Origin of the sequence: Pantoea sp. Ap-967 (assembly GCF_011752565.1) — a bacterium.
Taxonomy (GTDB): domain Bacteria; phylum Pseudomonadota; class Gammaproteobacteria; order Pseudomonadales; family Pseudomonadaceae; genus Aquipseudomonas.
In genome coordinates this window covers 16,672-29,741 of record NZ_VWXK01000018.1, presented here as the reverse complement: position 1 = coordinate 29,741, position 13,070 = coordinate 16,672, and the positions used below count along the sequence as shown (strand labels likewise).

Sequence of the window (13,070 nt, the reverse complement as noted above, 5' to 3'; positions counted from 1 at the left end):
ACAGCGGTTGTAGGAGCGGGCTTGCCCCGCGAAAGGGCCGGTGAGACGAGTTAGCCTCAAGCCATGTCACTGATGGCGAACTCTTCGGCCAAGTGATCGATCAGCGCCCGCACCGACGGCAGCAACCCACGCCGCGACGGGAAAATTGCATGCACGATGCCGCACCGAGGGTGCCAATCCGGAATCAGCTCCACCAGCCGCCCCGCCGCCAGGTCATCGCGCACCGCCACCCGCGGCAAGTGCGCGATGCCCACCCCGGCCACCACGAAATGGCGCAGGGCGAACAGGTCATCGGTCACCATGCGCGGGGTGTGCGGGATGACGATGCTGCGGCTGGTGTCCTCGCCCTGGAACAGTTCCCACTGGTACTCCCGTTGGGCGCTGCCCCAGTGCAGGCTGGGCAGGGTGCCAAGCAGCTGCGGGTCGAAGCCTTCGGGCAGCTGCTCCAGGTACTGCGGCTGGCCCACCAGGCACTGGGTGCTGTTGCTCAGCACCTTCATCACCATGTCGGTGTTTTCCAGCGGCGGGAAGCGCACCCGCAGGGCCAGGTCGAAACCTTCGTGCAGCAGGTCGACGCGGCGGTTGGTGCTTTCGATGAACAGCTCCACCTGGGGGTACTTGAGCATGTAGCGGGTCAGCATCGGCCCGACCCAGGAATTGAGCAGGGTAGTGGGGCAACTGATGCGCACCAGCCCGCGCGGCTCGCTGCGGTTGCGCTCGATGATCTCTGCCGCGCCCTCGGCCTCCACCCGCATGGCCAGGCAGCGGTTGTAATAGGCCTGGCCGATCTCGGTCAGCGAGCACAGGCGGCTGGTGCGGTGCAGCAGGCGCACGCCCAGGCGGTCTTCGAGGTCGGCGATGCGCCGGCTGAGCTTCGACTTGGGCATGTCCAGCGCCCGCCCGGCGGGTGCGAAGCCGCCGTGCTCGACCACTTGGGTGAAGTAGTAGAGGGAATTGAGGTCTTCCAATGATCGTTCTCCAGATGGAACGCTAAAGCCAAAATCTGCTGACTACCGCCCTTAGGGTGATGATTTTAATCTGTGCCCATCAACGCGAAACACCCCGAATTGCTGAAAAATTCATAAACCTTAGGAGCACAGACCATGAGCAAATTCACCTACAACCGCCTGAACAAAGACGACGCCGCTGTCCTGCTGGTCGACCACCAGGCTGGCTTGCTGTCCCTGGTACGCGACATCGAGCCGGACAAGTTCAAGAACAACGTGCTGGCCCTGGCTGACCTGGCCAAGTTCTTCAACCTGCCGACCATCCTCACCACCAGCTTCGAGCAAGGCCCCAACGGCCCGCTGGTGCCGGAACTCAAGGAACTGTTCCCGGACGCCCCGTACATCGCCCGCCCAGGCCAGATCAACGCCTGGGACAACGAAGACTTCGTGAAAGCGGTGAAGGCCACCGGTAAGAAGCAGCTGATCATTGCTGGCGTGGTGACCGAAGTGTGCGTCGCCTTCCCGGCCCTGTCGGCCCTGGAAGAAGAGTTCGATGTGTTCGTGGTGACCGATGCTTCCGGCACCTTCAACGAAATGACCCGTGATGCCGCCCACGACCGCATGAGCCAGGCGGGCGCGCAACTGATGACCTGGTTCGGCGTGGCCTGCGAGCTGCACCGCGACTGGCGCAACGACATCGAAGGCCTGGCGGCGCTGTGCTCCAACCACATCCCGGACTACCGCAACCTGATGACTAGTTACAATGCGCTGACGGCGACTAAGTAATAGCGACAATTTTTGGTTGAAGAGGCCGGCCCCGATTGCGGGGCCGGTTTTTTTGCGTGATGGCGATGATATGCCTGCCTTCATGGCGTGTCAGGGCTAGCAGGTGTATGCCTTGATGGTTGTGGCGCCTATGAGAACGAGCGCCGCCCGCGCGGCGCATCGCGAGCTGCGCTCGCTCCTACGTTTTTTTCGGGCCAGTAAACGGGTGGCCATAATGCGTGGGCTGCTTGTTCCATACGTCTGGATAAATCAGTGTGTATCAAAATATGAATATCTGAAACATAATATTTTTTCTAAAGCTGCTAGGGGTTAAGCCGATACGCTACTAGGCAAGTCATTTTGGCTTGCAGGGTAGGCAAATTAAGTCGCCTGCACGAAACAATACTTAGAAGCGCCACGGAGGGCACACGTTTTTTGGCGGGAGGCTAAAAATGAACGTAATTCCTCATGTGCTCTTCGGGCTCAGCGCACTCTGCCTGGCTCATGCATCGCTCGCGGCAACGACAGGCAGTTGGACAGCGAACAATCTGGCACCTAATGTTTACGGTGCTGGAATTGAAAATTCAAACTTCTATATCACTCCTCAGTCTGTACCTAAAGGTGCCTTGATTAGCTCCCTATCTTGGAATGTAGGTGCCTATGCCAATGGTGCTACCAGTCAGAACTTTAAGATCTGCTATGCGGGAAGGTATGAGACCTCTTACGGCGAGTGCCGGGATATATCTGCAAGTCGTGTCGGTACAACCGATTACTTCAAGGGGAAGGATGCCAAGGGTAAATTTAAAATCACCGGAGTTCTAACAGGCGGCTCCTACCCTGTCTATCCCAGCCACAGGAACACCATCAAGGTCGATTACCATTACTGATTAGTCCGCCAAGGATGCCTTTAACAAGGCGCAGGCATTGTTTTCAGGGAGAAATTCATGGTTCATATCAGCGCAACCCCTCTCGATCAACTCCACTCAGCACGCATTGCTAAATCGGACCTTTCCACGGGCGGTGCAAACTCCGTGAGTCAGCAGCCTACCACCCTGCAAGTTGGCGATGAACCCGCCATTTCGGATGAGGCCAAAGCATTATTGAAACTTTACGCTTCTGCTGGTGATTACGTGAGAGGGCAGTACATGGAACCCTATGCAGGCAGGGTCAATGGAAATTCACCGCCAAGTGGTTATATAAATATTGAAAAATATAATAACTACCTGTTCGAAAAGGCGGCGGGTAAGATGGTGTCGGCCGCGAGCGATCTTGGTATAACCTTGAAGGTGTCTGATGTGCTGGCGCAGCTAAAAGTGGACAACCAAGATATTGCCGACATCCAAATGGATGAGCGGAATCGCAAGAGTAGGGCGGGAGCAGAGAGTGTGCTCTACAACTTGACATCTTCCGACCTGGACAACTTTACTGACATTTATATAGCGGCCAAAGAAAACGGCTTGGACCTTGAGCAGGTCGCCGGCTTGGCCATTGATCGAGGTATTCAGAATCGGTACGGAAGTACATTGAAGGAATTCGACATCTATCCCTACGGCTGGGACTTTAGCGAAACTGACCCGGATAAAATTGCCGCTGCGAAAAATCAGTTGCCAGGCTCCATTACGCAAAAAGCTGATGAAATCAGAAACAAGCTACAAGGTGGTACAGGCCTGGCCGGTGACTTTGTCGAGTATCTTCTGAACCCAAGAACCGGACTGTGCAGTGCGACAGACGATTCGCTGGATTTTCTTTCGAGACTCATCGATATCTACAATCAACAACCTAAGGGGCAAGCCAAAGACATTTAGATTGTCTTCGGTATCAAGTGGCTGCACATCGCGAGCCACGCTTCTACCGGGAATGCTCAACAATCCCGTAGGAGCGAGCAACGCTCGCGATGCGCCGCACAGGCGGCGCCCGATCTCAATAACGCTGCAGCCCTCAAGGCAGGCGCAACAAGCCTCAATCGGCGTCCGAATCAAACAACCGCGCCAATTCCACCCGTGCCTCCTTGGCCGTCTGCATCACCTTGGCCCGGTCATCGCGCACTTGCCCCTGGGCCTCCAGCACTTCCTCGTCATGCTGGGTGAAGCGCTCGATGCGGTCGCTGGCCTGCGCTTCGCTCAAGCCCAGCCCGACCAGCGCCCGGCGGGTCATCTCCAGGCTCGAATAGAACGTCTCGCGAATCGGCTCGGCGCCCACGTCGGCCAGCTTGTGCACATGCTGGCGGTTACGCGCGCGGGCCAGCACTTTCAGGTGCGGGTACAGGCGTTTTACCCGTTCTGCCGTGTGAATGGCGGCTTCAGGGTCATCGATGGTGATGATGAAATACTCCGCCTCGCCCACCTTGGCCGCATGTAGCACCTCCGGGCGCAGGGGGTCGCCGTAGAACACCGGCACCTGCTCGAACATGCGCGTCATCTCGATGGTGTCCACCGAGGTTTCCAGGGCAATGAACGGGATCTTCTGCGCCCGCAGAATGCGCGCGACGATCTGGCCCATGCGGCCCATGCCGACGATCACCACCCGCGGCGTACCGGCATCGATGCTCTTGTACTGCTCCGGCACCTCACGCGCCGGCTGCGGGCGCTTGAGGGCGCGGGCGCAGCCGAGCATCAGCAGTGGGGTTATGGCCATCGACAGGGTGATGGTCATCAGCAGCAGGTCGTAGGTCTGGGTGTCGAACAGGCCCTGGTCCTTGCCCAGCTTGAACACCACGAAGGCAAACTCGCCACCGGCCGCCAGCACCATGCCCAGGCGCAGCGCGCTGGCGCTGTTCAGGCCACCGGCCAGGCGGCCGACGCCAATCAGCAGCACCAGCTTCACGGCAACCAGCAGCAGGGTCAGGCCCAGCAGGACCAGCGGCATTTCCAGCAGCAGGCTCAAGTTGGCGCCCATGCCCACGCTGATGAAGAACAGCCCCAGCAGCAGGCCTTTGAACGGCTCGATCTGCGACTCCAGTTCATGGCGGTATTCCGAGTCGGCCAGCAGCAGGCCCGCGAGGAAGGCGCCCAGGGCCATGGAAATGCCGGCTTCTTCCATCAGCCAGGCGGTGCCGATGACCACCAGCAACGCAGTGGCCGTGGACACCTCCGGCAGGCCGGTGCGGGCCACGGTGCGGAACACCGGGCGCAGCAGGTAGCGCCCGCCGATGATGACCACTGCGATGCTGGCGAACACCTTCAGGCCGTGCTGCAGGCTGTCGCCGTGGCTGGTGTCCGGCCCGCTGGCTGCCAGCAGTGGCACCAGCGCGATCAGCGGGATCGCGGCGATGTCCTGGAACAGCAGGATGGCAAATGCCAGGCGGCCATGGGGGGCATTGAGCTGCTTGGTTTCGGCCAGGCTCTGCAGGCCCAGGGCGGTGGACGACAGCGCCAGGCCCAGGCCCAGCACGATGGCCGCCGGCAGCGACTGGCCAAAGCCGAACAGGGCAATGGCGCCGATCACCGCGCCGGTCAGCAACACCTGGGCGGTGCCAACGCCGAACACCGACTTGCGCATCAACCACAGGCGCTTGGGCGAAAGCTCCAGGCCGATGATGAACAGCAGCAGGACTACGCCCAGTTCGGAAATGTGCGCGACGCTTTCGGTGTCGCGGATCAGGCCCAGGGCCTGCGGGCCGATGGCGACGCCTGCGAGCAGGTAGCCGATCACGGCCCCCAGTTGCAGGCGCTTGGCCAAGGGAACGGCGAGGACAGCGGCGAGCAGGAAGATCACCGCGGTTTGCAGAAGGCTGCCTTCGTGTGGCATTGGCTCGTACTCCATGAGCTGCCGGGGCAGCGTTAGAACAATATGGCCGACCATTCTGTGGGTTGGGGGTGAGCCAGACAATCTGCCTGGATGGAGAAACATTGTCCTGATAAATGAGACAACCTATTTGGGCCTCTTCGCGGGGCAAGCCCGCTCCTACAAAGGCCAGCGTGAGCGTTGCAGGCGCGGGCTTGCCCCGCGAAAACGCCCGCACAGGACGAAGCCCGACTCAAACCCCACCGAACTGCGCCCGGTACTGCGCCGGTGTCATGCCAATTCGCTCGCAGAACACCTTGCGCATGTGCCGGTCACTGCCAAACCCACAGCGCGCCGCCACCACCTTCAATGGCAGGTCGCTGCCTTCGAGCAACTTGCGCGCCTGGTCGATCCGCGCGTTCTGCAGGTACTGCAGCGGCGTGATGCCGACTTCGCGCTGGAACGTGCGGGCAAAGTTGCGCCCGCTCATGGCCACCAGGTCGGCCATCTTCTGCACCGTGAACGCCTGGTCGATATGGTCGACCACGTAGGCCTGCACCCGGGCCACCGGCGACCCATCGCGCGGCACGGCCGCCAGCAGCGGCCCGTAAGGCGTCTGCCCGCCCTGGCGGTGGCGTGCCACCAGCAGCACCTTGGCCACCTCAAGCGCCAGCGCCTTGCCATGGTCTTCGGCGACGATGGCCAGCGCCAGGTCGATACCCGCGGTAATGCCGCCGGAGGTAATCAGGTTGCGGTCCATCACGTAGATCTGCTCGGTTTGCACCTTGGCCTCGGGAAATGCCTTCGCCAGGCGTTCCAGGTAGTTCCAGTGGGTGGTGCAGCGGTAGCCGCCCAGCAACCCGGCACGGCCGAGCAGGAACACCCCGGTGCAGATAGCGCCAAAGCGCTTCGCCGCGCCCACCGCCTGCGGCAGCCAGCGCTCCAGCGCCGGCAGGGCCACGTCATAGGCGCCCGGCCCGCCGGGGACCAGCAGCAGGTCGAGGCCAGCAGGCAGGTCCTGCAGAGAAAGGTCGGCCACCACCTTCAGCCCGCATGAGCCGCGAATGGGGTGGGGGTGCTCGGCAACAGTGAGCAACCGGTATTGCTTGTTTTCAGGGAGGAACCGGTTGGCGATGGCGAAGGCATCCATCGGCCCGGTCACATCCAGCAGCAATACATCGTTGAACAGCACCATGGCCACGGTTCGATGAGCGCGATTTTCCTGCATACCCCAGAGTCCTGCATGTCGTGACCTCTGCATCTTAGGGCAGTGCCGCACAATTAAGAACAATTCAGCTTTGGCTCAGGACTTTGTCATGTGCCGGGGGCCAGACTTTCTGCATTGAACAGGAGAGTCGCCATGCCCCCTGGGATGCCCCAACAACCCCTGCAGCCGACCGGCGCCCTGACGCCCGCGCGGCTGCGCCAGGCCAAGGAACTGATGCTGCGCAGTTCGCTTTCGATCATCGAGATCGCCAGCGTGTGCAACCTGACCCGCAGCCATTTTTCCCGCGCCTTCAAGGTCAACACCGGCCTTTCGCCCCAGGCCTGGCGCCTGCTGGCGCGCATGGAGAAGGCCAAGCGCCTGCTTGCCACCGAAGCCCCGATTACCCATGTGAGCCTGGAGTGCGGCTTCTGCGACCAGGCCCATTTCACCCGCGCCTTCAGCCGCCTGGTCGGCCAGCCACCGAAGGCCTGGCGCCAGGCGCAGGCCCATCCTTAAGCCGGATCTATCCGCCGGTATAGCCCCATCGGGCAGTGCCGGTTCGTTTTCCCAACCCAAGGAGTCACCCCAATGAGCCAACCCGATTACAAGCGCCTGAACAAAGACGACGCCGTGGTGCTGCTGGTGGACCACCAGACCGGCCTGATCTCGCTGGTGCAAGACTTCTCGCCCAACGAGTTCAAGAACAACGTGCTGGCGCTGGGCGACCTGGCCAAGTTCTTCGGCCTGCCGACCATCCTCACCACCAGCTTCGAGCAAGGCCCGAACGGCCCGCTGGTGCCGGAACTCAAGGAAATGTTCCCGGACGCGCCGTACATCGCCCGCCCTGGCCAGATCAACGCCTGGGACAACGAAGACTTCGTCAAGGCGATCAAGGCCACCGGCCGCAAGCAACTGATCATCGCCGGTGTGGTCACCGACGTGTGCGTGGCCTTCCCGACCCTGTCGGCGCTGGCTGAAGGCTTCGAGGTGTTCGTGGTCACCGATGCTTCGGGCACCTTCAACGAGACGGTGCAACAGGCGGCGTGGGTGCGCATGACCCAGGCCGGTGCGCAGATGATGAACTGGTTCTCGGTAGCCTGCGAGCTGCACCGCGACTGGCGCAACGACATCGAAGGCCTGGGCAACCTGCTGTCGCAGCGCATTCCCAACTACCGCAACCTGATGAACAGCTATGCGGCTTTGACTTCGCGTTGATGTAGACCTGTACCGGCCTCATCGCGAGCTCTGCTCGCTCCTACAGGCGCAGTTCAACGCTTGGTAGGAGCGAGCAGAGCTCGCGATGAGGCCGGTACAGACTACGCATGCCCCAAAGGCAACGTAAAGCGAATCCGGCACCCGCCACACTCCGACACCAACGCCTGCAACTGCCCGCCATGGGCCTGCACCACCGAGCTGCAGATCGCCAAGCCCATCCCCAGCCCTTCGCGCTTGGTGGTATGGAACGCCTCGAACACCCGCGCCCGCTCTTCGGCCGCAATTCCCGGCCCGTTGTCGTCCACGCAGATCTCCACCGCGTCACCCACCACTGCCGAGCCAATGCGCAGCAGCCCGTCGTCACGGTACCCGGCCAGCGCCTCCAGGGCATTGGTGATCAAGTTGAACACCAATTGCTGCAACTGCACCGGGTCGGCCATCACGCTGACGCCCGCCTGCAACCGTGTCTGCACCTGCACTGCACCTTTGCCGGCATCGGCCGAGGTCAGCCGAACCACTTCGCGGATCAGCTCATCCACTTTCACCGCCTTGAGCTGCATCGGCGACTGTTTGGCCAGCGAGCGCAGGGCACGCACGATATTCGCCGCCCGTTCGCCGTCGTTGCGGATATCTTCCAGGCCGGCGATGGCCTCTTCCAGGTTCGGCTCGGCGCGCTTGAGCCAGCGCAGGCTGGCGGCTGCATTGGAGGTGATACCCAACAGCGGCTGGCTGATTTCGTGGGCGATCGACGCCGACAGCTCGTTCATCACCTGCAGGTGCGCGCTGCGCGCAAGTTCGGCGCGTGAGCGGCGCAGCTCGGCCTCCATTTGCGCACGGCTCTGGTTGTCTTCGGCCAGGCGGGTATAGAACTTGGCGGTTTGCAGCGACACCGCCGCCTGGGACGCCAGGATTTCCAGCATGGCCAGGCGCTGGCTGCCGAACAGGTTCGGCACCAGGCGGTTTTCCAGGTACACCAGGCCGATCAGCACACCCTGGATCACCAGGGGCAGGCACAGCACCGAGCGAGCGCCCCGTGCCAGCAGTTCCTGGCGAAAGGCCTCAGGGCAGTCGCTCAAGGCATCGTTGAGCAGCAGCGGCTTCTTGGTGCGCAGGGTGGCGTTGATGATCGACAGCGGCGCCTGGGTCATGAACTTCTGGCAGTTGTCCATGCGCACGTGCAGCCCGCTGTCGTCGATATCGGCCAGGGCGGCCATCTGGAATTCGGCGCCACTGACGATCAGCAGGGCGCCGTGGTCGGCACCGGAGTGCTGGGTCAGGTGGCCCATCAAGGTTTCGATCAGGCCTTCGAGCAGCACTTCCTCGGACAATGCTCGCGCCGCCTCGATGCCGGCCTCAAGGTCGAGCCTGGCCTGCTGCGTGGCGCGGTAGGTTTCCTGAATCGGCTGGGTGCGCAGGAACGGGTGCAGGGCCTCCAGCTGGTGCACCTTGCCGGTCGCGCCCCAGATATGGAAGCAATCGCGGGCAATGCGCAGGTGCAGGTTGGCGCCGGAAATCAGGCCACTGGGAATGCACACCTCGGCCAGTTGCTCGTGGGCCAGGGCTTGTTCGTGAATGAACCCGGCGGCGGTGGCGGCAATCTGCGCCTGGTCGAAACAGCGGATGGCGGCCAGGCCGTCACCTTCGAGCTTGGCGATCACACCTTCGATCAGCAACAGCTTGTTGCGAAACGTGGCCGGGTTGAAACCGGCCCAGTGGCTGAAGCGCTCGCGCAGGGCCTGCAGTTCAGCCAGTTTGTCGGCCACCTGGCCGGGGGCTTCCGGGCTGCCCAGGGCCAGGCCACGGAACAGGTGGTAATCGGCCAGGTTGATGTGCGCAGGCACCGCCCAGGCGTGGTTGCCAGCCTGGGCCAGGCTGGAAATCGCCTGGGGGATGTTGCCCAGGTAGAACGCCGACATGCCGTTGAACAGCTGCTGGAAGAACAGCGTGGCGGGGGCGTTCACCGCCCCAGGTACGGGCGGGCAGGTTGCACCGCCAAGGTTGGCGACGAACGCCTGCTGGGCCTGCAGGATCCGCTCGTTGGCCGGGTAGCCGTGGCGGCGCACGGTGGCCAGGCCCTGGGTGACTTCCTCGGCCACATCCGGCAGGTAGCGGCCCATGAACAGCGAGTCGGACACCCGGTGGCTGCAGGCGTAGCAGGTCATCGCCAGGTCGCCGCTCAGGCGCGCCGAGTCCACGGCCTCCTGGGCGGTGCGGCGGGCAAACTCCATGGGCGAGGTCCAGGCGCTGGCCTGGTCCAGGGCCAGCAGCGCGCTGGTGAGGTCGGCTTCGAAGCCATGCCGCTCGATCAACTTGAGCGCCGCCAGGCAGCAGGCATGGCCGTCGTGGTAGGCGCCGAAGCGCTCGGCAATCATCACCCCGTACCAGGCCAGGCCATAGGTGCTGCCCGGCGCCACGCCGTGCAGCAGCGACAGTTCCATGATCTTCGCCAGGTGCAGGAAGCAGAGATCACCCTGCACGGAAAACGAAGCAGACAGGGTGGCCAGCAGGCTGATCGCCACCGCTACCTCGGGTGAATCGGTGCGCGGCAGCGACTCCAGGCAGTGGCGGCCCTTGCGCTCGATCAGGCCTTGTACATGGGCGTAGCAGGTTGCCAGGTGCTGTGGGTCGTTGCCGCGGGCCAAGTCGATGCCTAGCAGTTCAAGGCCCGAAAGCGCGCAGGCGATGGCCGCCTGGTAGTCGCCGTGCAAGGTGTGAAGGCGTGCCTGCAACCGGCTGACCTGGGCTTGCTCCAGCGCCGAACGCGCCCGTTGCCGGCATTCGATGATGCGGGCTTCGGTTTCGCCCGTGCGCGCCAGTTGCAGGTCGCACTCGGAGGCCAGGCAGGCTATGGCAAAGCCGTGCGTGGCGTGGCTTTCACGCGATTCGGCCTGGCTCAGCAGGTGTTCGGCTGTGCGCAGGTAGGCGGCGGCCTGCTCCGGGGCGCCACTGTCGCGGGTGCGCAGGGCAGCCTCATGCAAAAGCCCCAGGAACAGCGCACAGTCATTCGCTGCAAACCCGCGTGGGCTGGCGCGTTGCAGCTGGTTGGCGATCTCGAACAGCTCCTCGCTCTGGCCGCCCTGCCAGGCCTGGTGCATGGCCTGGGCAATGCGGGCGTGCAACGCCGGGCGCTCGTTCACGGGGGTAAGTTCGTAGGCGGCCTCCATGACCCGATCATGGGCAAAGCCCAGGCCTTTCTGGCCAGGCAGCAGGAAACCCGCGCCGATCAAGGCCCGCAACGGCTCGCCCAGGGGTTTTTCGAGCACCTGGGCCAGCAGTTTGCCGTCGCAGCGGCTGCCCAACGCGCTGGCGATGCGCAGCACATCGCGCTGTGGCGCTGGCAGGCGCGCCAGGCGGTGGATCATCAGGTCGGCGACGTTGTCGGAGTAACGGTGCCGAGCCACGGCCTTCAGGCACCACGACCAGCGCATGGCCTGGGTGTCGAAGGTGAACAGCTGGTCTTCGACCATCGCCCGCAGGATCTGGTTGATGAAGAACGGGTTGCCCGCGGTCTTGTCGTGCACCAGTTCGGCCACCTGCAAGGCCGCATCGGGGTGGACGTGGTAGCGCTCGGCGATCAGCTCGGTCACCGCGCCAACCGCCAGCGGGCGCAGGTTCAGGGTGGTGCTGCGCACCGAGGCGGGCGTGGCCAGCGGCGTGCCCGGCGCCTGCGGGTCGTTTCGCCGGGCGAAGACCAGCAACAGGTTGCCCGATGCCTGGGCGAGCAGTTGGCTCAGCAGGTGCCGTGAGGCGTCGTCGGCCCATTGCAGGTCGTCGAGAAACAGCACCAACGGCTGGCCGGGGCGGCTGAGCGCCTGGAGGAATTCGACGATGGCCCGGTACTCCTTCTGCAGTGCCAGGCGCGTGGGCTTGGCCGGCAGGTCGGGCAGGGGGCCGAGGATCAGTTGCAGGTCTGGCGCCAGTTTGCCGAGTAGCCGGCCCTGGCCCTTGATGCGGCGCAGGATGTCGCGGCGCAAGGTGTCGAGGTCGTGGCTGTTCTTGGCCAGCAACTGGGTCGCCAGTGCGCCAAGGATTTCGACCCAGGGCGCGTAGGGCACTGCCTGCTCCAGGCTGTTGCACTTGCCGACGGCCCAGTAGCCCTGGGCGTGGGCCTTCAGCGTGGTTTCGACCAGGCGCGTCTTGCCCATGCCGGCGGCGCCGTTGATGAACAGCGCGTGCGGCTGGCTTTCGCGGCGCAGGGCCTTGAGCAGCAGGGCGATGGCCTTTTGCTCGGCGTCGCGCCCATACAAGCGCTCGCAGCCAGTTGAAACCGGGTCGGCGCAGCCGGGCGCGAAAGGCTCGATAGCCTGATTGCTGGCCCATTGTCGCTGGCAATGGGCCAGGTCCACGGCCAGGGCGCGGGCGCTCTGGTAGCGGGCGTCCGGCTCCTTGGCCAGGGCCTTGGCGAGGATCTGGCCCAGTGCTGGCGGCACATCGGCGTTGACCTCATGGGCCGCGCGTGGCTGCACGCCGGCGTGCAGCTGGCGCCAGTGCTGGGTGTCGCGCCCGGCCAAGGGCAGCTCGCCGAGCAGCGCCTGGTAGAAAATCGCGCCCAAGGCGTAGATATCGCTGCGCCGGTCACTGCTGCTGCCGTGGGGGCAGACCTGCTCGGGCGCCAGGTACGCCCAGTTGCCCAGCGCGGTGCCCTGGTCGCTGACCAGCTCCGGGGTGTCGGCGCGAAAGCAGCCCAGCCGCACGCGCTGGTTGTGCAGGCACAGGTGCGCCGGCTGCAGCGCGCCGTGCAGCACGTTGCGTTCATGGGCCAGGGCCAGGGCGTTGGCGGCGTTCACCGCAATGTCCAGTAACGGCCCCAGGGCGAGCGGGCCCTGGCTGATCAGGTCGGCCAGGGAGCGGCCGGCCGGGTACACCAGCAACGGGCCTTCGGCCGAACGCACGAAGGCCGAAGGGATCACTGCCCACTGCGGGTCGAGTTGCAGGCGGTAATCACGCTCCAGGCGCTGGCAGGCGGCCGGGGCCTCGACCGGGGCGCGCACGGCGGTCCAGGCCTGGCGGGTGACCGGGTCGCTCAAGCGGAAGTAACTGAGCTCTCCTTCCTGGCCCAGCGGTGTGATGTCGCACCGCTGCAGCCAGCCCTCGTCGATCGACTGGTCGAAATCGATGGGCCTGTGAGCAAGGCGTTCATCGAGCATCAAGCACCCCCTGCTAGCGACATCCAGAGCCGCGAGTATACGCAGCGGGCCCAGTGCGGACGCGGC

9 protein-coding genes are annotated in these 13,070 nt (G+C 63.7%); 5 read left to right on the top strand and 4 right to left on the bottom strand.

Annotated features, from left to right (window positions below; all coding sequences use genetic code 11):
• Window positions 1-56 precede the first annotated feature (56 nt).
• On the bottom strand, window positions 57-968 hold the full coding sequence (locus tag F3J45_RS18820; RefSeq protein WP_167066053.1) for a LysR substrate-binding domain-containing protein: 912 nt from the start codon (window positions 966-968) through the stop codon (window positions 57-59).
• Between the two features lie 135 nt (window positions 969-1,103).
• On the opposite strand from F3J45_RS18820, the gene ycaC (F3J45_RS18815) reads away from it, so the two are divergent.
• The 3 genes from ycaC (F3J45_RS18815) (at window position 1,104) to F3J45_RS18805 (ending at window position 3,517) form a co-directional block, all read left to right on the top strand.
• Entirely contained in the window at window positions 1,104-1,733 is a 630-nt protein-coding gene (gene ycaC / locus F3J45_RS18815; protein ID WP_167066050.1) for an isochorismate family cysteine hydrolase YcaC, read from the top strand.
• A 431-nt stretch (window positions 1,734-2,164) separates the two neighbouring features.
• Window positions 2,165-2,599, top strand: a complete 435-nt coding sequence (locus tag F3J45_RS18810) for a hypothetical protein (RefSeq protein ID WP_167066047.1) — start codon at window positions 2,165-2,167, stop codon at window positions 2,597-2,599.
• A gap of 57 nt (window positions 2,600-2,656) precedes the next feature.
• Window positions 2,657-3,517, top strand: a complete 861-nt coding sequence (locus F3J45_RS18805; protein ID WP_167066044.1) for a hypothetical protein — start codon at window positions 2,657-2,659, stop codon at window positions 3,515-3,517.
• A 154-nt stretch (window positions 3,518-3,671) separates the two neighbouring features.
• Here the strand turns inward: F3J45_RS18805 and F3J45_RS18800 are convergent, their stop codons facing one another.
• Both F3J45_RS18800 and F3J45_RS18795 read right to left on the bottom strand, forming a co-directional pair.
• On the bottom strand, window positions 3,672-5,459 hold the full coding sequence (locus tag F3J45_RS18800; RefSeq protein WP_167066041.1) for a monovalent cation:proton antiporter-2 (CPA2) family protein: 1,788 nt from the start codon (window positions 5,457-5,459) through the stop codon (window positions 3,672-3,674).
• Between the two features lie 229 nt (window positions 5,460-5,688).
• A complete protein-coding gene (locus F3J45_RS18795; RefSeq protein ID WP_167066039.1) occupies window positions 5,689-6,663 on the bottom strand; it encodes a GlxA family transcriptional regulator in 975 nt (324 codons plus the stop codon).
• A gap of 132 nt (window positions 6,664-6,795) precedes the next feature.
• On the opposite strand from F3J45_RS18795, the gene F3J45_RS18790 reads away from it, so the two are divergent.
• Both F3J45_RS18790 and ycaC (F3J45_RS18785) read left to right on the top strand, forming a co-directional pair.
• Window positions 6,796-7,158: an AraC family transcriptional regulator gene (locus F3J45_RS18790; protein WP_167066036.1), complete on the top strand. Its 363-nt coding sequence runs from the start codon at window positions 6,796-6,798 to the stop codon at window positions 7,156-7,158.
• Window positions 7,159-7,230: 72 nt separating this feature from the next.
• Window positions 7,231-7,857 (top strand): isochorismate family cysteine hydrolase YcaC, encoded by a 627-nt coding sequence (gene ycaC / locus F3J45_RS18785; RefSeq protein ID WP_060498171.1) that lies wholly within the window; start codon window positions 7,231-7,233, stop codon window positions 7,855-7,857.
• A gap of 101 nt (window positions 7,858-7,958) precedes the next feature.
• On the opposite strand, the gene F3J45_RS30390 is transcribed toward ycaC (F3J45_RS18785), so the two are convergent.
• Complete coding sequence (locus F3J45_RS30390; protein ID WP_167066033.1) at window positions 7,959-13,004, bottom strand: ATP-binding sensor histidine kinase; 5,046 nt, start codon at window positions 13,002-13,004, stop codon at window positions 7,959-7,961.
• Window positions 13,005-13,070 lie beyond the last annotated feature (66 nt).

Coding starts and splice junctions, on each gene's coding strand:
- F3J45_RS30390 (WP_167066033.1), bottom strand. CDS start 13,004: ATGCTCGATGAACGCCTTGCTCACAGGCCCATCGATTTCGACCAGTCG.
- ycaC (WP_060498171.1), top strand. CDS start 7,231: ATGAGCCAACCCGATTACAAGCGCCTGAACAAAGACGACGCCGTGGTG.
- F3J45_RS18790 (WP_167066036.1), top strand. CDS start 6,796: ATGCCCCCTGGGATGCCCCAACAACCCCTGCAGCCGACCGGCGCCCTG.
- F3J45_RS18805 (WP_167066044.1), top strand. CDS start 2,657: ATGGTTCATATCAGCGCAACCCCTCTCGATCAACTCCACTCAGCACGC.
- F3J45_RS18810 (WP_167066047.1), top strand. CDS start 2,165: ATGAACGTAATTCCTCATGTGCTCTTCGGGCTCAGCGCACTCTGCCTG.
- F3J45_RS18795 (WP_167066039.1), bottom strand. CDS start 6,663: ATGCAGGAAAATCGCGCTCATCGAACCGTGGCCATGGTGCTGTTCAAC.
- ycaC (WP_167066050.1), top strand. CDS start 1,104: ATGAGCAAATTCACCTACAACCGCCTGAACAAAGACGACGCCGCTGTC.
- F3J45_RS18800 (WP_167066041.1), bottom strand. CDS start 5,459: ATGCCACACGAAGGCAGCCTTCTGCAAACCGCGGTGATCTTCCTGCTC.